General features: G+C 67.0%; 25 protein-coding genes. 13 read left to right on the plus strand and 12 right to left on the minus strand.

Going from position 1 to position 22,980, the window contains the following annotated elements:
- A complete protein-coding gene (locus DMB80_RS22395) occupies positions 1-1,413 on the plus strand; it encodes a tyrosine-type recombinase/integrase (protein WP_111511878.1) in 1,413 nt (470 codons plus the stop codon).
- On the opposite strand, the gene DMB80_RS28240 is transcribed toward DMB80_RS22395, so the two are convergent.
- The 3 genes from DMB80_RS28240 to DMB80_RS22405 all read right to left on the minus strand — a co-directional run bounded on the left by DMB80_RS28240 (position 1,364) and on the right by DMB80_RS22405 (position 3,967).
- Entirely contained in the window at positions 1,364-2,281 is a 918-nt protein-coding gene (locus DMB80_RS28240) for a hypothetical protein (protein ID WP_162938669.1), read from the minus strand. The two genes, DMB80_RS22395 and DMB80_RS28240, sit on opposite strands and share 50 nt — an antisense overlap.
- Positions 2,282-2,577: 296 nt before the next feature.
- Positions 2,578-3,324, minus strand: coding sequence for a nucleotidyl transferase AbiEii/AbiGii toxin family protein (locus DMB80_RS22400; RefSeq protein ID WP_111511879.1), 747 nt, complete (start codon positions 3,322-3,324; stop codon positions 2,578-2,580).
- On the minus strand, positions 3,314-3,967 hold the full coding sequence (locus DMB80_RS22405; protein WP_111511880.1) for a type IV toxin-antitoxin system AbiEi family antitoxin domain-containing protein: 654 nt from the start codon (positions 3,965-3,967) through the stop codon (positions 3,314-3,316). Before DMB80_RS22405 ends, DMB80_RS22400 begins: the two co-directional genes overlap by 11 nt.
- Before the next feature lie 312 nt (positions 3,968-4,279).
- Here DMB80_RS22405 and DMB80_RS22410 point away from each other — a divergent pair, with 312 nt between their 5' ends.
- Together DMB80_RS22410 and DMB80_RS22415 are read left to right on the plus strand one after the other, a co-directional pair.
- Positions 4,280-4,789: a nitroreductase/quinone reductase family protein gene (locus DMB80_RS22410; protein WP_111511881.1), complete on the plus strand. Its 510-nt coding sequence runs from the start codon at positions 4,280-4,282 to the stop codon at positions 4,787-4,789.
- 28 nt (positions 4,790-4,817) lie between these two features.
- On the plus strand, positions 4,818-5,594 hold the full coding sequence (locus DMB80_RS22415) for an SDR family NAD(P)-dependent oxidoreductase (protein ID WP_046363573.1): 777 nt from the start codon (positions 4,818-4,820) through the stop codon (positions 5,592-5,594).
- On the opposite strand, the gene DMB80_RS22420 is transcribed toward DMB80_RS22415, so the two are convergent.
- From DMB80_RS22420 to DMB80_RS22445, 6 genes are all read right to left on the minus strand, one after another.
- Positions 5,575-6,762, minus strand: coding sequence for an MFS transporter (locus DMB80_RS22420; RefSeq protein ID WP_111511882.1), 1,188 nt, complete (start codon positions 6,760-6,762; stop codon positions 5,575-5,577). The genes DMB80_RS22415 and DMB80_RS22420 overlap by 20 nt on opposite strands.
- The gene (locus tag DMB80_RS22425) at positions 6,759-7,367 is read right to left on the minus strand and encodes a phosphatase PAP2 family protein (protein WP_111511883.1); all 609 of its coding nucleotides are present in this window, start codon (positions 7,365-7,367) and stop codon (positions 6,759-6,761) included. The genes DMB80_RS22420 and DMB80_RS22425 overlap by 4 nt, the downstream gene beginning before the upstream one ends.
- 29 nt (positions 7,368-7,396) lie before the next feature.
- A complete protein-coding gene (locus DMB80_RS22430) occupies positions 7,397-7,942 on the minus strand; it encodes a Chromate resistance protein ChrB (protein WP_111511884.1) in 546 nt (181 codons plus the stop codon).
- 39 nt (positions 7,943-7,981) lie between these two features.
- Positions 7,982-8,635, minus strand: coding sequence for a DedA family protein (locus DMB80_RS22435; RefSeq protein ID WP_111511885.1), 654 nt, complete (start codon positions 8,633-8,635; stop codon positions 7,982-7,984).
- A 7-nt stretch (positions 8,636-8,642) separates the two neighbouring features.
- Positions 8,643-9,440, minus strand: coding sequence for a L,D-transpeptidase (locus tag DMB80_RS22440; protein WP_240431342.1), 798 nt, complete (start codon positions 9,438-9,440; stop codon positions 8,643-8,645).
- Positions 9,441-9,552: 112 nt separating this feature from the next.
- Entirely contained in the window at positions 9,553-10,380 is an 828-nt protein-coding gene (locus tag DMB80_RS22445; protein ID WP_111511887.1) for an adenylate/guanylate cyclase domain-containing protein, read from the minus strand.
- A 225-nt stretch (positions 10,381-10,605) separates the two neighbouring features.
- On the opposite strand from DMB80_RS22445, the gene DMB80_RS22450 reads away from it, so the two are divergent.
- From DMB80_RS22450 to DMB80_RS22470, 6 genes are all read left to right on the plus strand, one after another.
- A complete protein-coding gene (locus tag DMB80_RS22450) occupies positions 10,606-10,902 on the plus strand; it encodes a hypothetical protein (RefSeq protein WP_162938670.1) in 297 nt (98 codons plus the stop codon).
- A gap of 108 nt (positions 10,903-11,010) precedes the next feature.
- The gene (locus tag DMB80_RS22455; protein WP_111511899.1) at positions 11,011-12,546 is read left to right on the plus strand and encodes a S53 family peptidase; all 1,536 of its coding nucleotides are present in this window, start codon (positions 11,011-11,013) and stop codon (positions 12,544-12,546) included.
- Positions 12,543-13,736 carry a zinc ribbon domain-containing protein gene (locus DMB80_RS22460; RefSeq protein ID WP_111511888.1) on the plus strand — a complete coding sequence of 398 codons (1,194 nt, stop codon included), beginning with the start codon at positions 12,543-12,545 and terminating at the stop codon, positions 13,734-13,736. The genes DMB80_RS22455 and DMB80_RS22460 overlap by 4 nt, the downstream gene beginning before the upstream one ends.
- Positions 13,733-14,452, plus strand: a complete 720-nt coding sequence (locus tag DMB80_RS22465; RefSeq protein ID WP_111511889.1) for a hypothetical protein — start codon at positions 13,733-13,735, stop codon at positions 14,450-14,452. The genes DMB80_RS22460 and DMB80_RS22465 overlap by 4 nt, the downstream gene beginning before the upstream one ends.
- Complete coding sequence (locus DMB80_RS28245) at positions 14,436-14,684, plus strand: DUF7160 family protein (protein ID WP_162938671.1); 249 nt, start codon at positions 14,436-14,438, stop codon at positions 14,682-14,684. The genes DMB80_RS22465 and DMB80_RS28245 overlap by 17 nt, the downstream gene beginning before the upstream one ends.
- A 58-nt stretch (positions 14,685-14,742) precedes the next feature.
- Positions 14,743-15,030: a DUF732 domain-containing protein gene (locus DMB80_RS22470; RefSeq protein WP_162938672.1), complete on the plus strand. Its 288-nt coding sequence runs from the start codon at positions 14,743-14,745 to the stop codon at positions 15,028-15,030.
- Between the two features lie 24 nt (positions 15,031-15,054).
- Here the strand turns inward: DMB80_RS22470 and DMB80_RS22475 are convergent, their stop codons facing one another.
- Positions 15,055-15,546: a DUF427 domain-containing protein gene (locus tag DMB80_RS22475; protein WP_111511891.1), complete on the minus strand. Its 492-nt coding sequence runs from the start codon at positions 15,544-15,546 to the stop codon at positions 15,055-15,057.
- Between the two features lie 24 nt (positions 15,547-15,570).
- On the opposite strand from DMB80_RS22475, the gene DMB80_RS22480 reads away from it, so the two are divergent.
- Entirely contained in the window at positions 15,571-17,025 is a 1,455-nt protein-coding gene (locus DMB80_RS22480; protein WP_111511892.1) for a peptide MFS transporter, read from the plus strand.
- Here DMB80_RS22480 and DMB80_RS22485 read toward each other — a convergent pair.
- The gene (locus DMB80_RS22485; RefSeq protein WP_111511893.1) at positions 16,997-18,658 is read right to left on the minus strand and encodes an alkaline phosphatase D family protein; all 1,662 of its coding nucleotides are present in this window, start codon (positions 18,656-18,658) and stop codon (positions 16,997-16,999) included. The genes DMB80_RS22480 and DMB80_RS22485 overlap by 29 nt on opposite strands.
- A 59-nt stretch (positions 18,659-18,717) precedes the next feature.
- Here DMB80_RS22485 and DMB80_RS22490 point away from each other — a divergent pair, with 59 nt between their 5' ends.
- A complete protein-coding gene (locus DMB80_RS22490; RefSeq protein WP_240431341.1) occupies positions 18,718-20,826 on the plus strand; it encodes a M4 family metallopeptidase in 2,109 nt (702 codons plus the stop codon).
- On the opposite strand, the gene DMB80_RS22495 is transcribed toward DMB80_RS22490, so the two are convergent.
- Entirely contained in the window at positions 20,812-21,801 is a 990-nt protein-coding gene (locus tag DMB80_RS22495) for an alpha/beta fold hydrolase (protein WP_111511895.1), read from the minus strand. The two genes, DMB80_RS22490 and DMB80_RS22495, sit on opposite strands and share 15 nt — an antisense overlap.
- Positions 21,802-21,849: 48 nt before the next feature.
- Here DMB80_RS22495 and DMB80_RS22500 point away from each other — a divergent pair, with 48 nt between their 5' ends.
- Positions 21,850-22,509 (plus strand): AzlC family ABC transporter permease, encoded by a 660-nt coding sequence (locus tag DMB80_RS22500; protein WP_111511896.1) that lies wholly within the window; start codon positions 21,850-21,852, stop codon positions 22,507-22,509.
- Positions 22,502-22,831 (plus strand): branched-chain amino acid transporter permease, encoded by a 330-nt coding sequence (locus DMB80_RS22505; protein WP_111511897.1) that lies wholly within the window; start codon positions 22,502-22,504, stop codon positions 22,829-22,831. The genes DMB80_RS22500 and DMB80_RS22505 overlap by 8 nt, the downstream gene beginning before the upstream one ends.
- The last annotated feature ends 149 nt before the right edge of the window (positions 22,832-22,980 follow it).

A 22,980-nucleotide genomic window follows, 5' to 3' on the forward strand; every position in this document is an offset into this window, starting at 1 on the left:
GTGGCCTATATCCGTACGCATGAGACCAAACGTCGTGACAGCCGGGGACGGCCAATCAAGACATACACAGTGGAATGGCGCGAGGTGATCCGCGACGATTTTGGCTTGCCGCAGCCGAAGTACCTCAATCGACCTGATGGGCCATCGGCAACACGGTTTCGTCGCGAAACCTACGCCAGCCGCCCTGACGCAGAAGCGCGCCGCGACGAAATAAATGCAGCACGTCATGTGACCGGTACTGCGAGCATGGCGGATCAGCGTAAAGCCGGCGATCTCCCGTTCGGCCACTACGCGCGGGCGTGGATCGACTCGCAAAAAGTCAAAGCGGCGACCGGAGACAAGCTGCGTGGCGAGACTGTCGACGGATACGCGAAGCGGCTGTCGACCTACGCCCTACCCGAGTTCGGGCCGATGGCAATTGGTGCAATAACCCCGGCGCACTGTGAGCAGTTCTTGGTGCGCCTCGTCAGTCGGGGTCTGAGCCCATCGACGCTCAAACACCACTGGTCGGTCACTCGCAATGTGTTCCTCTACGCGTTGCGTCACCGTGCAATATCGGCCAATCCGATAGATGCCGTGGACTTTGCTTCCGGCTCAAACAAGCGGCGGCACAAACGTCACCACCCTCTTACCTCCGAGCAAGTCGCCGCTGTTGCTGCCAGCGTCGGTACGCGGTATCCGGTCTACGAACTGATGACGTTGTTCGTCGCCTACACCGGCTTACGTTCCGAAGAAATTGCAGGTCTCGAAATTGGTGATCTCGCGTTTGTCCCTTCGGCGGAAGGTTTGCGCGCACACGTCTCTGTGCGGCGGGCGAAGAAACGCGCTCAGGGGGCTTGGATTACCGATGGGTTGAAGTCTGACCGCAGCGAGCGTGTGGTTCCGCTGCCGGGTTGGCTCGCCCAACGTATGCGCGACTACCTTGACAACGTTCATCTGCGATCGACGGAGCCAGCCGCGCCGTTATGGCCAAACCGAGTTCTGGGCGGATCGCGGCATCGGGGTCGGCTAGCCGTTGCCGAACTTGATTTCTCCGAGCCAGTTGACCCGGGTGCTTATTACAAAAATGTCCTCCAACCCGCCCTGGCGGCAGTTGACCTACCGGCGAGCACACCGGCCCAACCGGAACGGGTTTTGGCTGACGGTTCTAAAGTTCCCGCATCGCCAAAAATAGAGGGTGTTCGCCTGCACGATTTGCGCCACACGTTCGCAACGCTGCAATTATCGGCAGGCGTGCATTTCATGCAAGTGTCAAAGTGGCTCGGTCACAGCACTTTTACGCTCACCCTCGACACCTACGGCGACTGGATTCCCGAAGCTGACGGCGGAGTCGCTAACGCACTGCCCGAACCGGTAGCACCGGCTATCCCTGCGAAGGCGACGGTTCTGCCGTTCCGTCGTCAGTCGAGTTAGGGTCTCTGCCACCGGGTGTGGAGTTAGTCGCATTATCGGGATCGGTAGATTCTTTGATTTCCGGCTGATGGCCTGAGTAGCGCCTCTGCGACTCAAGTATTCTCTGATTCAACGTTTTTCGGCTGTGCAGTCTAGCTTGACGTTCATCCGCTCGGCGTTGACTCTCTGTGGCCGCATCTTCGGAGTAGACCCACAGACCTCTCTGCTCAGTGCCAAAATTTGCGAGTTGCTGGGCTATCGCTTTCAAAGCTTCTTGTTGCTTCTCAGCGTGTTTGGTCAGATCGTGGATCGTGTAGGTGGTTGTCTTCATGGTGTCCCGTAGAAAATCAGCATCAAGAGTGGAACGTGTCTGATAGGTCTTACCGTGACTGTCTTCGTACTGGACGGTGGCGGTGTGCTGGGCGATAAGCGCTTTCGCGGCCAACTCGGCCGCGTCAATCTGGCCAGCGGCATGTCCTGAGCGAAGCTTCTCATTATGGGTTTCTCTATCGACCGCAAAATCCCAGTAGGTGCGGACCTCTTGCCCAGGCACCAGTATCTGCGTCATGTCGGGGAAGCCGACCTGTTCGATTTCGGCACCTTCGTATTCGGGCGTACGCGTTGGTTTCGGCGCGATGTCAACAGTCACGTTGTAAGCCGGTGTTGTCCCGAAGTTTCTCAGCACGATGTCGAAAAACTGGAAATGTGACGGCGTTGACTCCACAAACATGACGACATTCGGTTGCGCTTGCTCTTGGCGCGTTCGGCGCGCTTCGCGTACTTGGTAGAAGCCGAAGATTGCCGCCACGACGGCGATAACGACTGTCACCCACGCGGCTGTGGCGGACCACGCCTCGGGCGACATTGCTGACCAGACTTCGGAGGACATGGCCGCATGCTAGAGCGACCGACCGACAGCCAGCCCGGCAAACGGGAGTCGTCACCGCACCATCACCGCACGCGGGGGTGAAATCAACCCGTACGACGTTTGCGTCAGGCCGAATCAGATCAAACCAAGACGGACGAAAACTTGCCATGAGCTGCGGCGATATGTGAGACGAAACTGTATCGTGGCAGGTCGATTGCTCGCCCGACTAGTTCTCATAATCCATTGGTCGCGGGTTCGAGCCCCGCCCGCCCTACGGTCCAGATGTCGGAGGCGATCGCTGAGTCGATCGTCTGGGTTCATGTGGCCCGTCGCCAAGCATCGCGGACGATGGTGAGGGCATCGGTCGCGGAGACGGTCAGACGCGTCTGCCCGGCCAACTGCGCCTGCCACTGGGCGTCCGACGGTGCACGGGCGAACATGTGTGACGCGGGATTCTTGTTGGTTGGTCCGTGGTGGCGGAACAGGGCTGCCGCGCCCGCGTCGATGGCATCGAGTCGGCTCAGCGCCCAGAGGTCCCAGAGATCGCGTGGCGCGCGCCGGTCCGCCCACGTTGCAGTCTTCGACGCGGCGAACGCGGGCAGTGTGGGCACGAGAAGTTCTGCGGCGGGAGCGTCGGCGTAGCGCTGGACCACGGTGCGACGCTCCGTCGGCCACACTGTGCGCTCACGTGCCGAGAGCAGCTGTAACCGGACGGGTCGTCCTTCCGCGGGACGTAATACGACTGCCGTGACGTCTGGTGTGGCGCTCAGAGTCGGTTCGACGGCGAGCCGGCCGTGGGTGCGCGCTACGGCACGGGGCAGCGCTGCATCAAGCTCCCGCGCGACATCGTTGCGGCTGCCGACTGCGATCAGGTCGATGTCTTCGCTGAGGCGCCCGTGCGGTAGATGAGTGCGGGCGAGGGCGGTGCCGCCGATGAAGTGGATTCGGTCACCGAAGGTCCGACTAAAGAAGGCGAGGAGGTGGGAGATCAGGTGGTCGCGCTCTACCTGCTCGGTGGAGACGCCGAATTGTTCTGCGACAGAATCACGTTCGTCAGGATCCACGGTCGATCCCGGCCCACTCTTCGGCCCGGCGCAGCGAGGCCACGCGGCGCTGTTCCCTGGCGAGATCTTCGAGTCGTTGCTTGTCGCTGCGTCGGTAGAGGGCCGCGACGGCGGTCGGAACATCAGCCTCGCTGTGGCCGAGGGTGGGGCGGTGTGCCAGGTCGAGGACCGTCTGTTCCGGCGTGGTCGCCAACACCGGCCCGAGTTCTGTGCGGATGCGTTCGGCATCCAAGCCGCTCGTGTCGCGCTGGACGAATCGCACGACGGCGGGGCGGTCGGTCAACGCGATGGGGCGGTGTTGGCGCGGTACCGCCACGATCGCGGTTGCCAACGCACGGGGGATCGCGCCATACAGACGCGCGGCGCTGAGTCCCATGACGACGATGTCGTCATGGCCGTAGATCGTGGTGGCGATTCCGGCCGCGGCGGCTTCCAGATCGGGCATCCATCTGCGCTCCAACAGTTCTTGGGGGATGACGACGTAGTAACCGTGTGCGAGGCGATGAAGGAGGCCCTGCTCGTGGAGCCGTGCGATTTCGGGACCCGGGTACGCGTAGGTGTCGTCGGCTTGCCCGGTGCGAAGAGTTCGGAGAGGACGCGCGGCGAGGCTGGCGGGGACCGCCGTGGTGTGCTGCCTTGCCATAATTCATCCTCCAGTATGCGAATTATAGGCTATTGACCTATGAAATGCATACTCAGTGTGGCCTTATCGACGTCCCCGGCTCCCATAGTGATCAAGAATCGGCCGGAATCCCTCGGTTCGGCCAGGTTCCTTGGAGCCGGAAAGCTTGTGTGCCGCTGGGAAGTACCCGGCCTGTTTGCGTACACCGAGAACGGCCACATCTGATCCGTTAATCGCGGGTTCGAGCCCCCTCCGCTGTACGTACGAAGATCGGTGATGAGGTCGGTTGGTTGTCCCGAAACCAGGATTGACGTGCACGATCCTGGGAGTACGGTGAGGTGTGTGCCACTGCGCTACGTGGACCCGCACAGGAAGCACACCCGCCGGTACGACGCCTGGGTGGCGTTCGCCCGTTCGGGGCCGGGACAGTTTCTTGCGCATCATCTTTGGCCACGCATCGACCCCTGGTTGTTCCACGCGACCGGTGGGCGTTATCCAGCCGTCTTCGGCGGGCCGTCCACAGCCCCGTTGATGACAACAGGTGCGAAATCGGGATTGCCGCGGGAGCATCAGATCACGTATTTCCACGACGGCACTAACCCCATCGTGACCGCATCGAACTATGGTGGACCCAAGCACCCCCAGTGGTACTACAACCTCAAGGCACATCCTGAGTGCACACTCGGCGATGAAAGTTTTCTGGCGAACGAGATAACCGACCCCGACGAGTACGAACGGATGTACGCACTCGCCGAGCAGGTCTACGCCGGTTGGAGTGACTATCGCCTGAAGGTGGACCCGATCGGCCGCCGAATCCCTGTGTTTCGGCTCCACCCTCGGTAGCCGATGACCCCTGTCCTACACTCCGGCTGTGGACGTCAACGGAACCAGCGCAATTGTCACCGGCGGAGCCTCAGGCATCGGCGCCGCCACCTCCCGCCTCCTCGCATCGAAAGGTGCTCGGGTCGTCATCGCCGACCTGCAGGCCGAACGCGGGCAGGAACTGGCCCACGAGATCGGTGGCGCGTACGTCAGCGTCGACGTCACCGACACCTCCCAGATCGAAGACGCGGTGAACACCGCCGTCGATCTCGGCCCGCTGCGGACGCTGGTCAACTCGGCCGGAATCGGTTGGGCGCAAAGGACGATCGGCAAGGACGGCGAGTTCGCCTCGGCCCACAATCTCGACGCCTACAAGAAGGTGCTCGCGATCAACCTGGTCGGCACCTTCGACTGCATCCGGCTCGCGGCGACGGCGATGAGCCGCCTGGACCTCACCGACTCCGGTGAGCGCGGCGCGATCGTCAACATGACCAGCGTCGCCGCGTTCGACGGCCAGATCGGCCAGGCGGCCTATTCCTCGTCGAAGGGTGGTGTCGTCGGGTTGACCCTGCCGGTGGCCCGCGATCTGGCCGCGGTCGGGATTCGCGTCAACACCGTCGCACCCGGCCTGATCGACACGCCGATCTACGGCGAAGGTCCCGAATCGGAGGCGTTCAAGGCCAAGCTCGGCGAATCCGTCCTCTACCCGCACCGCCTCGGCAAGCCCGAGGAGCTCGCGTCGATGGTGGTCGAACTGCTCACCAACTCCTACATGAACGCCGAGGTCGTCCGCGTCGACGGTGGCATCAGGATGCCCCCGAAGTAGGCGAATCGCCGGCCTGCACGGCCCCCGTCGAGACAACGGCCACCGCGGCCATGAGTGCCGCCGCTGCGACGCATCCCATGCCGAGCGTCGCGGCGGCGGCCACCGCGCCGACGAGTATCGGGCCCCCGGCATCTCCGAGCTCGCGGCCGACCTCCGCTGATCCCATCGTCTCGCCGAGTCGTTCCGGTGGCGCCGAGGCGGCCAGGGCCGCGAAACCCAGTGGTGTCAGCACACCGGCGCCCAGCCCGATGGCGATTGCGCCGACGATCAGTCCAGCCGGTCCGGCGAGCAGCCCGGCCACCAGGAAACCCGAGGCGCACAACGTCAATCCCGCCAGGGCGCCCGCTCGGTAGGTGATGCGGCGGGCGTCCAGCGCGCGGCCCGCCCACGGTTGTGACAGTGCCGCGCAGGCGGACAGGGCCGATACCAGAGCGCCGCTGAGCAGGGCGTTGGCCCCGGCCGACGCCGCGAGGATGGGGAAGAAGCCCACGCCGATGGACAATGCGGCGGTCGACGCGGCGAGTATCACTGTGGGAACGACGAATGCGCGTCGAGTCAGGCGACGCGCCAGGTCGACCACGGTCGACCGTCGGCGCGGCAACGGTTCCATCCGGGGCACCACCCATGCGACCCACGCCGCGACGACCAGGGCGAGCACACCCAGAGAGGCGAACAGCGTGCCGTACCCGCCGATGGTCACCAGCGCGCCGCCCAGGAGCGGCCCTACGGTGTAGCCCAACCCTTTCCACGCTCCGTAGCTTCCGAAGCGTCGCGCGTGACCGCCCGGCGACTGCATTCGGGCGACCAGTGTGGACGCCGCGGGTGAGAACGCCGCGGCGGCCGCCCCCTGCCCGAAGCGGGCGACGCCGAGCAGTCCGGGATCTCCAGCGGCGACGAATGCCGCTGATGCGCAGGCGAATCCGATCAGACCGCCGAGCAGAACGGGCCGTGGACCGACTCGATCGACCAGCGTGCCGAAGACGGGCTTGAGGACGACTTCGGCGGCGTCGTAGACGGCGAGCAGCAGTCCGATCGTGAGCAGGCTGACGTGCTGCTGCTGTCCGTACGTACCCAGGTTGGCGGCAATGGAATGCGCGCCGAACGCGGTGACGAAGCCCGCGCCGTAGAGCGGCCAGTATCGGTGAGGTGGATGCTCGAGCTCTGTCATCGTCGCTTCGCGGCGACGGCGTTGTGTCCAATTGTCAGGGTGTGCAGACGTGAATTGGCAACCCGCTCAACCGCTGTGGTGAGCGGGCGGCGGGCGATGAGCCAACCGACGAGCGCCACGGAGATTCCCAACCCGAGTCCGGCAAGCACGTCGACCGGGTAGTGCGCAGCGATGTAGACGCGGGCGAACGCCATCAGCACGGCGGCGACCGCGGCGAGGTAGCCGAGCAGCAGATCGACGCCGAAGAGCGCCGCTGTCGCGGCTCCCGCCGCGACAGCGTGGTCGCTGGGAAACGACGGGTCGGTGCTGCGGTGTGCGAGAACGAGGATGCCGGCCAGGGACGTGTAGGGGCGGGGTTCGGCGACCAGGGCGGCGATGGGCTGATTGATGGTCACTGCGAGAACGGTGGCCACGGGTGCCCACAGTGCGGCGGCCATGACGGCGGGATCGGTGCGACGGCGTGCCCGCCACCATCCCAGCAGCATCAGGACCGCGAAGACCGCGATGCCGTAGGTCGCCCAGGCGCTGACCACAGGCTGAAGCCAGCCAGTGGAGCGGGCGAAATCGTTGATGTGCAGGAACAGTTGCCGATCAAGGGTGTTCACGGTCCGGGGTCCTCACGTGCGGGGCGTTTTCAGTTGGTGTGCAGAGCGGCGAAGACTCGCTCGGTGTAGTCGGCCAGCCGCTCCTGGCAGTGCTTCAGCATGTGGTCGGCGTGCGCCGAGGACGGGGCGCCGAAGATATCGCGCGACTTGATCGTGCGATGCCAGCGCCGTAACCGTTCGAGGCTCTGTTCTTCCTCTTCGAGTTCGGCCATCGTGAACTTCGACTGTTCGATCTCGCGGTCGATCTCGGCGTCGAATTTGCCGCAGTCCGCGATGAACTCAGACCATTCCTCCTCGCGTTCCCCGGTGAAAAGGGCGACGAGTCGTTCGTCATCACGATCGGAGCGCGCCACCGCCGACAACACGACGACCTCACCGTCGCCGCGTTCGGCCATCTCGACGGCACGGTCGATTCCGTCGGTGAACGCGGAGACCTCGGGCACCGCCCATGACCCCTGTCCCAAAGGCATGGCGCCGGTCCGCCGCAACTCGCGCCACACCGCCACGCGATGCCGCGATGGTTCTGAGGGGAGCCGCACGAACAGCACGAGCCACCGCACGTCCTTGATTGCCACATTCGGGACTGTAACAGCTGTTACATCCGTGCGGCGACGCTACTGGTGGCGCAGCGTCTCCCAGTCGTTCTCGGCCTCCAGCTGGGCGATGAGACGCGAAGTCTGTTCGCGCATCAGCAGTGTCGCGCCGATGCCGATCAGGACCGCTGCGACCAGTGCGATCCACGAGAACCGGGACAGCCAGCGCTCGGCCGCCATGCCCGCGTAGTAGATGACGGCGACCGTGCCGCCGGCCCACACGATCGCGCCGCTGGCGTTGGCGGCGAGGAAGCGCGGGTAGCGCATCCGCATGGCACCGGCGAGCGGCCCCGCGAAGATCCGCAGCAGCGCGATGAACCGGCCGAAGAACACCGCCCAGACGCCCCACCGCTGGAAGAGTTGCTTCGCCAGTGCGACATGCCCGGGGCCGAAGTGTTTCGGGAAACGCTTACCGAGCCGTTCGAACAACCCCATCCCGTAGCGCCGCCCGATCGAGTAGCCGATCGTGTCGCCGATGATGGCGCCGAGCGCGGCCGCTCCCGCGACACCGATCGGGCTGATGTCGAGGCTGTGGCGTGACGACAGCAGCGCCGCGCTGACGAGCGCGATCTCGCCGGGCAGGGGGATGCCGAGACTCTCGATGCCGATGACCGCGCCCACCAGGATGTAGACCGCGATCGGTGGGATCGTCTGCAGGATGGCTTCGACGTTCATGCCGGCCTTACAGCTGCCAGTCGTTGGAGCCGTCGTGCCGTGAATAGGTGCCGCCGCCGGAGTTCTTCACGACGATGGGGTCCCCGGCGCCGAAGTTGTCGTAGAACCACTGCGCGTTGGCAGGGCTGATGTTGATGCATCCGTGGCTGACGTCGCGCTTGCCCTGATCGGCGACCGACCACGGCGCGCTGTGCACGAAGTCGCCGCTGTCGTCGAAGCGGACGGCCAGCTCCACCGTGGTCTTGTACCCGTACGTCGAATCCACCGGGACGCCGTAGGTCGAGGAGTCCATCACCACCGACGGCATCTTCTCCTGCACGTAGTAGGTGCCATTCGGTGTCTGGTGGCCACCGGCGGCCATCCCCATCGACATCGGAATGGTCTTCTCCACCACCCCGTTGCGGGTGACGGTCAACTGGTGGGTCGTGTCGTCCGCGGTGGCGATGAGGGTGTCACCTGTCTGAAAACTGGACACCGCGCCGCCGGCGTCGACGGTCACCGTGGTGTGCGCGGGCCAGAAATCCAGTGGGCGCCAGCGCAGCTGGGTCGGTGTCATCCAGTAGAACTTGCCGGGTACCGGCGGGACCGAAGAGACGTGCACGGCGTTCTCGGCGGCGACGGAATTGTCGACGAGGCCGGGGAAGTCAATGATGATCGGCTGCCCGACGCCGACGGTGGCACCGTTCACCGGAGCCACTTTCGGCGGACCGAACGGTGCCACCCCGACGAACGGCGTCGGGTCCTGTCCGGCGACCGGCTGGGCGAGTGCGGGTGGTGAACCCGTCATCACGACCAGGCCCACCATCGCGGCAACACCGACTGCCCTGAGTGTTCTGAACGTCCAGTACGACATACGCATCCTTCCGTCGCGGTGACAGTGTTGCACTACGACCTGGGTTCCACGGGGACCTGGGATGTCAGGGCACAAGGCTGACCGAAGACACCGACTGGGTGCCGCGCAGCCCCTTGAGTTCGACCTCGACGGGATCGTCGAACGCGATGCCGTCGGCCCCGCCCGCCGACTCCCGCACCTCGTCGCTGACGAGGATCTCGCCTCCCGCTGCGAGATCTGCGATGCGCGCCGCCATCGCGACGTTGCGCCCGAACAGATCGTCGCCCCGGCGCACCGACGTACCGACGTGGATGCCGATCCGTACCCGAATGGCGTCGTACCGCTCGGAATCGGACTGCAGGGCCTGCTGGATCGCCACACCGCACCGGATCGCGTCGACGGGCTCGGCGAAGGCGATCATGAAACCGTCCCCCTGGTTCTTGACCACGACGCCATGGTGCTGGGCAACTTTGCGCTCCACGAGTCGGTTGTGCCGCTCGAGCAGCGACACCCAGGCCTGGTCTCCGAGCGTCTCGTTGCGCTCCGTGGACCCCTCGATGTCGGAGAACATCAGCACGACCCGTCCGTCGGAGGTGAGGCGCGCCAGATCCGGCCGTTCCACCCGCGCCCAGGCCGCGAGGTCGTCGACCGAGCTGCGCACGGTGCCCACGGTGCCGGCAAGGCCGTGCCGGATCAGCGCGTCGGCGCTCTTGACGGTGTGCGCGACGGTCCTGACCGCCAGGGGCGCCACCCCTGGCCGTCGTCTGCGCGCCCCGCCGGGAAGGCGCTCGCGCTGACGTCGCAGCTCTTTTCGGGCGGTCGTGAGCTGGCGGCGCGACACGGTGAGCAGCACACCGAGGGTGATCACCGCCGCCGACAGGATCAGGGTCACGATCAGCAGCGCGGTGTCCACGCAGCCAGTATGGCCAGCACCAGCCCGGTGTAACGCTGCACGGCTTCGCCGACACTACGCACCGTGCGGTTGTCACCGGGGCCGGCTCGCGCGTCGGACCGATTGACAGCGGCTACACAGGAAAACGCTCCTGCGCTGGTCGAGACGACGGCAAAATGTGAAGATCTAGTCGCTACCCAGGAATCTGGGAAGGCATGCGGCTCGACGAACAGATGGGAACGAAGTATGAGATCAAAGACCAGTCGCTTCTCGCTGGTTGCCGGCGGTGTCGCCCTCTCGGCGATGACGTGGCTGGCTGTGGGGTGTAGCTCCAACGAGGGCAACGCCCCGGAGACCTCCACCACCACGACGACGACCACGACGACGACCACGACGCCGCCGGCCACCACCCCGGCTACGCCGCCTCCGGCGTCGCCGACGGAGAACGCGCCCCGCACTGCCGGTGGCAACCCGTTCACCTCGATTCCGCCCAACGCCAATGACAACGGCAGGAACCCGGGGGCGCCCCGCGCGCCTCAGTGACAGTGGTGAGCCATCGTCACTGATGTTCGTGCGCCTGCATTCCGCGTCGCGGGCTTTACGGCACTGGTGGTGGGGGTCCTCGTACTCCTCACCACCAGTGTCGCCCCGATGCGGCCGACGCCCGCCGGTGGGCCGGGGCAGCTGATCGGCGGGCCGTACGCCGCCCTGCTGGCCCACTCGGTCGATCTCGGTCCCTCGCACGACCGCTCCGCCCAACTCGTCGTCGAGCTGCGCGATGCCGCCGCGCCCACCGCCCTGACCCAATGGGCCGACAGCCAGGCGCTTTCGGTGCATTGGCAACCGGGGCAGCGCTGGGCGGTCGTCGAGGGCGGCGCCCAAGCCGTTGCCCGTGCGTTCCGCGTCGACGTGCACGACTACCGCGAGCGCCACGGCACGGTCTTCTATGCCTCCCGCCGCCAGCCTGCCGTCCCGGACGCGGTGACCGAGGACGTCGGGGCCGTGGGTCGCATCCTCGGCTACACCCCCTTCCGGGACAACCAGCCTCGGCAACTGCCTCTGGACGTGCCCGAATTCGGGCTCACCCCCGCGGCCCTGCGCACCACCTACGAATCCGATCGGCTCGTCGCCGACGGCTACACCGGCAAGGGTCAGACCGTCGCCATCTTCGCCTTCGGTGGATTCCGGCAGTCCGACCTCGACGCGTTCAGCACGAGCAACGACCTTCCGGCTTTCACGCCGACCGTGTTCGGCGAAGCGTTCGACGAACCGAGCGCCGAGACCACCATGGATCTGTCTGTCGTGCACGCCATCGCCCCCGACGCGCGCACGATCGTGGTGAACGCGCGGCCCACCGTGGAGGGTGACGGCGCCTACGTCAAAATCGGGCAGCTGATGGCCGATGTCGATCAGCAGTTCCCCGGCGCAAGTTGGAGTTTCTCGATCAGCTGGGGGTGCGACAAGCTGCTCACCGCAACAGATCTCGCGCCCGCACAGTCGGCTTTGGTGGCGGCGGCGGGCCGCGGCACCACCGCGTTCATGGCGAACGGCGATCTCGCCGGTCTGGAGTGCAAGAGTGGTGACGACTGGTCGTCGGCGCCCGAGCAGGACAGCATCGGGCTGAATTCCGTTGCCTCTCTTCCCGAGATGGTCAACGTCGGCGGCACCACGCTGTCGACCACCGCGACCGGCGCCTGGTTGGGGGAGCAGTCCTGGTATGACGTGCCGCTGTCGCTCGGCACCAGTGGCGGCGTCTCGGAGCTGTTCGACCTGCCGCCGTGGCAGCGCGGGGTGCAGGGTGCCGTCCCGTCGGGCCGCGCCACCGGGAGGCGGCTGACACCCGATGTGTCCGCGGTGGCTGACCCTTTCACCGGGGTGAGCTTCATCCTCGACGGCCAGCCGACGATCGGCGGCGGCACCTCGCAGGCTGCGCCCATTTGGGCGGGCCTGGCCGCAGTGATGAACGACTATCTGCGCTCCACCGGCGGGCGCCCGCTCGGAGACCTCAACCCATTGCTGTATCGGATCGCCGCCGGGGCGCGGCTGCCGGCGTTCCGTGATGTGACGCTGGGCGGCAACGCCGTCGACGACGCCGCGCCCGGGTACGACCTCGTCACCGGCCTCGGCACCCCGCGGGTCGACAACCTCGTGCGCGACGTCGCGGATGTGCAACAGGAGAACTCATGAGCGACGAGAGTCCTTTTCCGACCACCGAATGCCGGATCTGTCGGATCGACGTGCCCGACGGCGAATTCTGCGGCCTCTGCGGATGTCATCTGACGCCCCGCAAGTGGGAGGGCCCGGACTGGTTGCGCTTCCGCAACTTCGGTGCCGCGCCGGGGGAGAACGTACTGGCCCCCTCGTTGCTGAGTTCGCTGTTCCCGCACCTACCCCACCGCGGCGCGTTCCGGGTGGCGTTGGGGGTCATGCTGGTCGCTCTGGTGGCCTTCGCGCTGCTGCGGATGCCTGCGGCCTTGATCTCGGTGGGCGTGCTGGGGCTGCCCGCGCTGTTCCTCGTGTACCTGCGCGAGGCCGACGCACTGCGCGATCTGCCGGCGCGCATCCTCGCGCTGACGATCGGGCTCGGCGTGCTGCTCGGGGTCGGGTTCGTCCTGGTGGCCGGCGTCGCGTTCGACCGGGCCTCCGGTGCCGCCGTCGGGGTGGGCATGAGTGGCGGGCAGATGATCCAGGAGGGTGCCGCTCTTCCGCTCGCCGGCGCGATCCTGATGCTGGTGCCCGTGATCGTGGTTCGGCTGATGGGTCCGCCGACGCGGGAGTCCCTGGAAGGGTTCATGATCGGTGCACTCGGTGCGCTGAGTTTCACCGCCGCGGCGATGATGACGCGGCTGGTGCCGCAGCTGGACACCGGCCTGGTCAGTGACGCCCCACTGACGTTCTATCTGGTCGAGGCCGGCATCCGGGGCGTCGCGGCACCGCTGATCGCCGCGGCCACCGGTGGTCTGGTGGGCGTCGCGCTGTGGTTCACCCGCCCCGAGAGCAAGAAGGATCAACGGCCCGGCGTGGTCCGATTCGTGATGGTGGCGTTCGCGGTCGCCGTACTCGCGTTGTCGATCGCGCTGGGAATGGTCGACATCTCCCGCTCGCGGCAGTTGCTGATGCTGGCCCTGTACGCGGTGGTGGCCGCGGCGGCGCTGTTCCTGCTGCGCATCAGCCTGCACTTGGCGCTGCTGCACGAGGCGCACGACGAGACGGTCGGCGACGAACCCGTCGTCTGCCAACACTGCGGCCACGTGGTGCCCGACATGGCCTTCTGCCCGGTGTGCGGAGTCGCCGCCCGTGCGTCCTCGCGGTCGTCGCGCGCGCAGCGCCGCAGTGCTCGGCCTCAGCGCATCGACACCGACGGCGAACAGTCTTGACCACCACGACGTTCTTCCCCGGCTACTCCGTCAGTGGCGGACACGCCCCGGCGGTGGGCCGGCCCTCGCACCGAATGGTGTTGCTGCTGTGGCTCATTCCGGTGATTCTGGTGGGCGCTGTGCTCGCGGTGATCTCCTCCCGGGTGACCACGCCGCCGGTGCGCTTCGTCTGTCCCCCCGACTGCGGACGCGCACCGATCGGCACCCCGGTGGCGATCAACCCGCGGTTCACCGCGCCGGACGGCTCCTTCTCGGTGTCGTATCCGGCGGCCGGTTCGTCCTACCGCATCACCACCGGCGACGACGGTGTCGTCGCCGAGTTCACCGGTGGGGAGGGCGGCACGCTGCGGCTCTCCAGCCAACCCGCCGCGGGCAGGGCGGCCCGTCAGATCGTCGACGACCTGAAGGCGCAGCATGTCCCCGACGGACGTGTCGTCTACGAGATCCCCAACGCCATGGTCGGGTACCAACCCGGCTTCGGCGAGACCATCGACTACTACCCACAGGGCTCCACGAGCAGCTACACCCGCATGCGGGTGCTGGTTCTTGCCGCGGTGAAAAACGATCTCGCGCTGATCGCCTCAGTGGTCGGCCCGTACCACCAGTTCGGGCCGGATTTCGGGCCAGGCAAACCCTCGGGAGCCAATGTGCAGCTTGCACTCGATATGGGCAAATATGTCAACAGTTTTGCGTGGCGCGGTGATCCGCCGCGCTGAGTTCGAAGGCTCGTCGAAGGCTCGTCAAAAGCTGGTCAACGGCGTTACCAGCGGTTACGTTCGACGGGTGAACGTCCCGATCGAAGCGATGTGCGGCAAATGCGGTCACAGCGCTCCGGTCGTCTCGTCTCAGCCCACCTGGTCTGCCGGCTCCGACCGCGTCACGCGCTGGTTCCTCGATGTCGACTGTGCCGACTGCGGACGGCAGTACGGCTGGCTCTCCGACAAATGACCCCCCGCGCGGTACTTCCCGCGGCATAGGATGTGCTCGACGACAGGGGGCTGACAAGGTGAACCGATCACGCGTGGGTCTGGGTGTGGCCGCCTCGGTGGTGGCGATGATGACGCTGGCAGCGCCCGCTACGGCGGACACGGCCGGCTATCTCGAGGGTCTGGAGCCGGTGTACACGTCGCTGACCCGCGACCAGTTGCTCACCGCGGGCTCGATGGCCTGCGCGATTCTCGGCAGCGGACAGCCGGCGCCGGTCGCGGTCAATGCGCTCTACAAGCAGATGGGCATTTCGCTGGCCGCCGGCAACAGCATCGTCACCGGAGCCGTCATCGACCTCGGCTGCTGAGGAACTGGCTGCTGAGCCCGCCCCTCACCACCCCATCGAGCCGGGCACACCCTTGAAGGGGCCGGCGATCCAGCTGGTGATCCAGCCGCCGTAGAACCCCCCGGGTTGTGGGACGACCTGTTCACCGTTGACGGTGCAGCGATCCACGGCCGCGGCCATCACGGCCACCGCGCCGGCGATGGCGGCGAACCCCGGGGTGGGTCGCGGGTAGGTCCACGCCGCACGCGGAGCCACCGCCGACGGCGTCACCAGGTCGAAATAGCTTGCCTGGCCTTTCCATTCGCACCACGAGGCGCCCTCGGCCTTCCGCAGCACCCCGTCGGCGAAACTGCTCGCCGGGAGGTAGTACGTCGGGGGGTGGCTGGTCTCGAGCACCCGCCACGCGCGCTCGGTGGAGGCGATCACCTGCCCGCCCAGTTCGACAGTGATGGACCCGGCGAAGTCTTCGAGTCGGGGCGGGCGAGGGTAGTCCCACACCGATTCCTGGCCACGTTTCGGGGTCTCGGGTACCGGCATGCAGCCGAGTGTAAGGGTGGTCCCATGACAATCCGAGAAGACAACAGTGCGCGGACATTCTTCGGGCACCCGATCGGGCTGACCAACCTGTTCGGAGTGGAGCTGTGGGAACGGTTCTCCTTCTACGGGATGCTCACGATCCTGGCCTACTACCTGTACTACTCGGTCACCGACGGCGGGCTGGGCCTGCCGCAGAGCACGGCCACCGGAATCGTCGGCGCCTACGGCGGTCTGGTGTACCTGTCGACGGTGCTGGGCGGATGGATCGCCGACCGGGTACTCGGCATGGAGCGCACCGTGTTCTACGGCGGCGTGGTGGTGATGATCGGCCACATCGCCCTGGCGATCCTGCCGGGGCTGGCCGGAGTCGGCGTCGGCCTCGTGTGCGTGGCCCTCGGCTCCGGCGCGCTGAAAGCGAACGCCTCGTCGCTGCTGGGCACGCTCTACGACAAGGGCGACGCGCGCGCCGACGGTGGCTTCACGCTGTTCTATCTGGGCATCAACCTCGGCGCGTTCATCGGGCCGCTGATCACCGGGCTGCTGCAGACCCACGTCGGCTTCCACTACGGCTTCGGGGCGGCCGCGATAGGCATGGCGCTCGGTCTGGCGCAGTACGTGGCGTTCCGTCGCAACCTCGGCGGGCACGGGCGTGAGGTCCCGAACCCGTTGCCGCGCAGCGCTGTCGGCAAGACCGCAGCCGTCATGATCGGTGCCGTGGTGGTGATCGGCGTGGCCATCGCGCTGCGGCTGGTCACCCTGGCCAACCTCTCCCAGGTGACCACCGGCGTCATCGTCGTCGCATCCGTGGCCTACTTCGCGATCATGCTGCGCAGCCCGAAGGTGGACGGGGAGGAGCGGGTCCGGGTGCGGGCATTCATCCCGCTGTTCGTCGCGAACGCGGTGTTCTGGTCCCTGTTCCAGCAGATCTTCACGGTCCTCGCCGTGTACTCCGACGAACGCATGAACTGGTCGATCTTCGGTTGGACGGCGCCGTCGAGCTGGATCGGTTCGATCGAGCCGGTGTGGATCATCCTGCTCTCCCCGCTGTTCGCGCTGCTGTGGACGCGCCTCGGTAACCGCGCGCCCACCACCCCGCGCAAATTCGCCTACGGCGTGGTCGGCATGGGCCTGGCGTTCCTGTGCTTCGTACCGCTGGCCGGCGGTACCGGCCGCAGCACCCCGGCGCTGCTGGTGATGGCGATCATGGCCGTGTTCGCGGTCTCCGAACTGCTGCTGTCGCCGATCGGCCTGTCGGTGACCACCAAGCTGGCGCCGGAGGCATTCCGCGCGCAGATGATGGCGCTGTACTTCTTCTCGGTCGGTCTGGGTACGGCGATGTCCGGAGTGCTCGCGGGCTACTACGACACGTCCAACGAGGCCGCGTACTTCGGCATCCTCGGTGCGGTGGCCGTGGCGGCGGGTGTCGTGGTGTTCGTGATCTCGCCGTGGATCAGCCGCCAGATGGAAGGGGTGCACTGAGTGCACTGAGCACGATGGTTGCCGCCTCGGCCAGGGTGCCGTCGTCACGGGGTTGCTCGAACACCACGTCGGCCCCGCGGCCTACGGCGATCAACGAGGCGATCGTGTTGCCGAACAGCGGCCCGCTGAGGTTGCGCCACGACACCGGCAGCTCCGGCGAACCCGCCCTGCGCGCCCAGCGGCGCGCGAGGCGGGCCGCCGGTGCCGACCAGCCGAGCTTGAACGCGGGTTTGACGTAGGCGGGCACGTAGTTGTGCACCGGCGAGCAGACCAGTTGGTGCACCTGCGCACCGCTGGGCTCGCCGAAATCGGCGCGGGCGGCGTAGCTGTGGTGCACGTCGCCGGAGAGCACCGAGATGGTCGCCGGGCCGTCAGGGCGCGGGCGTGCGGCGTCGGCGATCATCGTGCTCAGCCGAACAAACGAGGCGAAGAACGCCGGCCAGTGCTCGAGATCGGCGCCCTGCCTGATCTTCTCGCCGAGTCGCCCACGCAGTCCCTGGCGGCCCGCGGCGATCTCGTTGACGATCTGCACATCGCCGAGGGCCGGCGGCAACAGCCACGGCAACGACGACCCGATGATCAGGTGATCGACGCCCGACAGATCGCTGATTTGCTGCTCGACCCAGGCGAACTCGCGGTCGCCCAACATCTTTCGCTCCCCGCCGTCGAGAATGCGGGCATTGCGGGAGTCGACCATGACGAGCCGGCTGCGGCCCAGATCCCACCGGAAGCTGAACCGCAGGCCCTTGTCGCCGTCGACCTCGCTGTCGGCCCGGTCGGCGAGTTCGGCCAGCATCGGCCAGCAGTCGCCGTCGGCGGCGAGCACCTTCTGGTAGTCGTCGTCGCTGTCCAGCTCGGTCGGGCTGAGATTGCCCAGATGCTGATACACCCAGTACGAGGCCAGCCCGGCGCGGATCCGGTCCCGCCACCACGGCTGGGCGTTGATCTCGGCGCGCCATGTCGCCGACGTGTTCCAGTCGTCGCGGATGTCGTGGTCGTCGAAGATCATCGCCGTCGGCAGCGTCGAGAGAATCCAGCGGATCTCGGGGTCACCCCAGGTGTGCCGGTAGAGGCCGACGTACTCGGAGAACGACACCACCTCTTCGGGCGGCCGGCGGTTGGCCGAGCGCTTGCCCGCCGAGCGGCGGCCGGACAGGTTGCGGCGCGCCTCGGGGGTCAACTCGTCGGCGTACACCTGATCGCCGAGAAGGAGCAGGGCATCCGGCCATTCCGACACGGGTAGGTCGGTGAGCCGGGTCGAATAGCAGTCCAGGGCGTCGAGCCCGAGCTTGCGATCGAGCTTCTCCTCACCGGTCTTGGGGTAGCGGCACGAGCCGAAGATGACCCGCAGCCGGTCGGCGGTCTCCGGTCCTCGCGTCCTGATGACGCTGGGTGGGAACGACGAATCCGGCTCCGGCCAGCACGTCGCACCGTCGACACGCACAGCGTAGGGAGTGACGGTGTCGGGGGTCAGCCCGCTGACCGGGACGAGCGCGTAGTGGCAGCCCTGCACCTCGAATGTGGGGGTCCGGCAACCGAGCACCTCCACCTCGGCCGGCGCGTCGGTCTGCACCCAGACCGTCGCGGTCGTCTCACCGACATGGCGCAGCACCGGACCGAGCAGAAGACTCACCGTGTCAGCCTAGTGCGCGCGTCGGCTTGTGGTCAGTGCCGTCAGATATGAGGGCGTCGGTGGTAAGTTCCGGCACGAGCACCGTCGCCGAGGGGGTCACCGTGGTCAGTTGTCATCGAGCGCCCACGGGTGTGTGGACCGGGGTGGCGGTCCTGGGATTCGGTGTCGGTGTGCTGATGGCGCCGGGCGTCGCATCGGCCGCGCCCTCGGACGGGTCCGACGCCACAGCGACGCAGTCCACCGCCCGCAGTGCGAACACGGCGACGCCGCGGGAGCGGCGTGCCGCGCGGATCGAAGCGCGCCGAGAAGCGGCCCAGCAGCGCCGGTACACCCTGCACAACCGGCGGCCGACGGCAGATCCCGATACGGCTGAGCCGACGGAGGACGGTGCCGTCCGCGGCAACCTGAATGCCTCCGACCGTGACGACACCGACCTCACCTACACCGTCAGCTCGGGTGCGGCCTGGGGGTCGGTGGCCATCGATGCCGACGGCGGGTTCGTCTACACGCCGGCCGCCGGAAAGGCAGGTCGGGCAGACAGTTTCACGATTGCCGTCGACGACGCGCCGGGCAATCCCTTCCACCTGCACGGGCTGCTGGGTGGACGCCGACCCACCGAGGTGACCATCGCCGTGCCGGCGGGCGACGCTGCCGAAGACCCTGCCGCGGATCCGGTGCGCACCATCGACGGCAGGTTCGACGATCGGGCAGTGACCGGTGTGGCCGATGCTGCGGCGGTGATGAACGGTGTCGCGCAGACGTTGGGCATCCGTGAGGGGTTCGCCGATGCGCGCGGCATCACCGTGTCCACCGCCGGAAGCGGGGACGACGCCGAAACCTACTATCGCTTCGCCGAGACCATCGACGGTGTGCCCGTGCTCGGCAGTGACGTCATCCTGGTGACCGACGCGACCGGTGCGGTGACCGGACTGGTCAACCACTACCGCGGGCTGTCCGATTCGTTCGACGTCACGCCCGACGCTGCGCCACCGCGGTTGCGGCGGATGGCCGACCAGCAGTTGGTGGTGTACGCCCCCGACAACAAGACAGCGCCGATCCTGGCCTGGCAGGTCGTCGGCGCGGTGCCGGGGATCCGCTTCTCCCGCCCGGGCAGCACTGTGTTGATCGGTGCGGACGGTGCTGCTGTCGGCGACGTCGTCGTCGCGCGTGCCACGGCGGACCCGGTCTCGGCCAGAGACGTCGCCAAAGACTGGCTCGGCCAGCGGCGGACCATCATCATCGACGTTCGCACGTCGCCGTGGTCCACGGTCTCCCGGTTGATCGACGCCGGCCGCGACATCACGACCTACAAGACGTCTTTCCCGTACTTGGGCCTGCTGGGTGGTTTCCTGCCGGGCACGGTGGTCAAGCGGGGGTGGCTCGGATGGAGCAACGACGCGGTGTCCGCGCATGCCAACATCGCGGAGGTCTACGACTACTACCGCGACGTGCTGGGGCGGACATCGTTCGACGGCAGCGGGGCGCCGGTACTGGTGAGCATTCGCTACAACCCGGGCCGACCGAACGGCGGATATCAGAACGCGTTCTGGGATCCCAGCATCGGCCAGTTCGCGTTCGGCGACGGCGGTCACCTCGAGGCGGCGGTCGATGTCATCGGCCACGAGTACACCCACGCCGTGGTCACCTACGTGGTCGGTGGCCCGACGGGTGCCGTCTCGGTGCTGGATTACGGTGAATCCGGTGCGCTCAACGAAGCGCTCGCTGACATCATGGGGACGCTGATCGAGAACGATTCCGGAAGTGACCGTTGGCTTCTCGGTGAGGACTCCGACCTCGGCGCCATCCGCGATCTCGCGGACCCGGCGTCGATCAGCACGTCGCTCGGGCCCCACCGAGTCACCTACGCGACTCGTTACCAAGGCAGCCTCGACGACGGCGGCGAACACGTCAACAGCACGATCTTCAGCCATGCCGCCTATCTGATGATGACCGACCCGGCGACTGCGGGAATCTCCAACGACACCTGGGCCGAGGTCTTCTACCGCGCACTGTTCCGGCTGAGTGCGGGGTCGGTTTTCAGCGACGGACGCGCCGCGGTGCAGAGCGCGGCGCAGTCGGTCGGGCTGACCGCCGCCCAGCAGGCGGCGATTGCCAAGGCATTCGATGCTGCCGGAATCTCCAGTGCTGCAACGCTAACGGTGGTCTGACTGGTCGATGAGCACCGCCCCGTCGGGGCGGTCGCCGAGCGTCTGCAGGGCGATGGAGTCCCCGGCCGAGGTCAGTCGGATGATCTGCGCGAGCTGCGCCGGTGCGTCGCACTGCACATAGTGGTCTGCGGTGGGCACCACCCAGAAGCGGTTGCGGCCCGGCTTCGACCTCAGGTGGGCCTGCCAGACGTGGGTGGCCACCCGCAGCGGCGCGACACTGTCGTGCAGGCCCCAGATCAGCGTGGTGTCGACGTCGATCGTGGAGAGGCGCTGGAGCCAGCTCTCTTCGTCGGCGGTGCGCTCGTGCAGGTATCGGATGGTGTCGGGGAGCACCGCGATGCCATCGTTGTGGGCGAAACACTGGGCCAGTGCGGCGATCTCAGGGTCCGCCAGATCGCGACGCGGCATGAACGTGGTGGCGCCGAGTCCGGCCGCGAGCATTTGCGGTGTCGTCGCCGCCGCGGTGGCACGGCCGGTCGCGTCGTCGAGCAGCGCCACCTGGAACGCGGTCAGGTTGGCCAGGGGCAGGAAAATGTTGGCATTGGTCAGGAACACCTCCTGCGGCATGGGGGCGTCGGTGTCGGCGAGCATCGCCAGCGCGATCATGCCGATGCTGCTCCCTCGGTCATGGGTGATCATCCGGTAGTCGCCGAGCCCCCACACCTCGGTGATCGCGTGCACCAGTAGTCGCGCGTCGTCGTAGAGGGAATAGGCGTAGGGTGCCGATGGCTTCTCCGAGAGCCCGTAACCCGGGAAGTCGAGCGTGAAGATCTCGACGTCTTCGGACAGTTCCCCGGCGAGGGCGCGGAAGTCGATGCTCGCCGTCGGAAAGCCGTGCACGCAGATCAGCGCCGGTGCACCCGGTGTGCCGGCCCGGCGCGCGAACACCTCGACCTGCCGGCCGGCGTTGGCGGGCGTGGTCGATGCCCAGGTGAAAGTCGTTCCGCCGCGTCGCCATTCATCGAAGACATCCACGCATGACAAGCTAGCGTCTCGAAGACGGGTCGGAGGAGGTGTTCGGCGATGCGGCGGGTGCTGACGTTGGTCGCGCCGCTCGGTCTGGCGTTCATCCCGCTGGGCATGGCGCTGGGCTTCCTGGTGGTGCACGCCGGGTTGGCGTGGTGGTGGGCGCCGGTGTTCGCCGGGGTGATCTACGCGGGGTCGCTCGAATTCCTGATGGTGGCACTGGTGGCGGGCGGCGCGCCGGTCGCGACCGTCGCGCTGACCACGCTGGTGGTCAATTCGCGGCACATCTTCTACGCGCTGTCGTTCCCCCTGCACCGGGTGCGCGGTGTCGCGGCGAAGCTCTACAGCACGTACACGCTGTCCGACGAGGCGTATGCGGTCGGGGTCAGCCCGCAGGCGCAGGGGTGGACCACCCGCCCGATCCTGTTCATGCAGTTGATGTTTCACCTGCTGTGGGTGACCGGTGCAGCTCTGGGCGGCGTGCTGGGCGAGGTGCTGCCGATCGACCGGCTCGTCGGCCTGGACTTCGCGCTGACCGCGCTGTTCATCGTGCTGGGCATCGAGGCGTACCGGCAGCGGCCCGATCCGCTGACGGCGGTGCTGGCGGTGCTGTGCGCCGTCGGGGCGTGGCTGCTGGTGCCGGGTCAGATGCTGGTGTGCGCATTCGCTGCCTTCACCGCGATGTTGCTGCTGCGGCGACGGACCCGGCATGCCTGACACCGGGTACATGGCGCTCCTCGTCGGCGTGAGCGCCGCAGTGACGTGGGCGCTGCGCGCGTTGCCGTTCGCGGTGCTGGCGCCGATGCGCGACAGCGCCGTGGTGCGCTACCTGAGCGTGCACATGCCGGTGGGCGTGATGGCCATGCTGGCGCTGTACTCGGTGAAGACGGTTGTGGGGGACACCGCGCTACAGCTCTTGTGGCTGGCGGTGGCCGTCGCGGTGACGACGGGTCTGCAGCTGTGGCGCGGTCGGGCGCTGCTGAGCATCCTCGTCGGGACGGCGTGCTACGTGACGCTGATGACGGTGTGGGGCGGCTGAATTCGAGCGGAGGTTCTGTCGGCCTGTTGCCTCACGTCAAGATGCGCGCGTAGGGGTGGTCGTTGCCTCACGTGAGCGTGCGCGCTTGGTGATGGCCGGTTGGCCGTCGTTAGTGGGTTTGCTGGTAGCGAGGGTGAAAAGTTGGACGG

The sequence above is a fragment of the Mycobacterium kyogaense genome (assembly GCF_003254575.1).
GTDB lineage: Bacteria > Actinomycetota > Actinomycetes > Mycobacteriales > Mycobacteriaceae > Mycobacterium > Mycobacterium kyogaense.

Coding starts and splice junctions, on each gene's coding strand:
- DMB80_RS22435 (WP_111511885.1), bottom strand. CDS start 8,635: ATGAACGTCGAAGCCATCCTGCAGACGATCCCACCGATCGCGGTCTAC.
- DMB80_RS22475 (WP_111511891.1), bottom strand. CDS start 15,546: ATGCCGGTACCCGAGACCCCGAAACGTGGCCAGGAATCGGTGTGGGAC.
- DMB80_RS22420 (WP_111511882.1), bottom strand. CDS start 6,762: ATGACAGAGCTCGAGCATCCACCTCACCGATACTGGCCGCTCTACGGC.
- DMB80_RS22455 (WP_111511899.1), top strand. CDS start 11,011: ATGCGGCCGACGCCCGCCGGTGGGCCGGGGCAGCTGATCGGCGGGCCG.
- DMB80_RS22440 (WP_240431342.1), bottom strand. CDS start 9,440: ATGGTGGGCCTGGTCGTGATGACGGGTTCACCACCCGCACTCGCCCAG.
- DMB80_RS22505 (WP_111511897.1), top strand. CDS start 22,502: ATGCCTGACACCGGGTACATGGCGCTCCTCGTCGGCGTGAGCGCCGCA.
- DMB80_RS28240 (WP_162938669.1), bottom strand. CDS start 2,281: ATGTCCTCCGAAGTCTGGTCAGCAATGTCGCCCGAGGCGTGGTCCGCC.
- DMB80_RS22450 (WP_162938670.1), top strand. CDS start 10,606: ATGAGATCAAAGACCAGTCGCTTCTCGCTGGTTGCCGGCGGTGTCGCC.
- DMB80_RS22405 (WP_111511880.1), bottom strand. CDS start 3,967: ATGGCAAGGCAGCACACCACGGCGGTCCCCGCCAGCCTCGCCGCGCGT.
- DMB80_RS22500 (WP_111511896.1), top strand. CDS start 21,850: ATGCGGCGGGTGCTGACGTTGGTCGCGCCGCTCGGTCTGGCGTTCATC.
- DMB80_RS22480 (WP_111511892.1), top strand. CDS start 15,571: ATGACAATCCGAGAAGACAACAGTGCGCGGACATTCTTCGGGCACCCG.
- DMB80_RS22460 (WP_111511888.1), top strand. CDS start 12,543: ATGAGCGACGAGAGTCCTTTTCCGACCACCGAATGCCGGATCTGTCGG.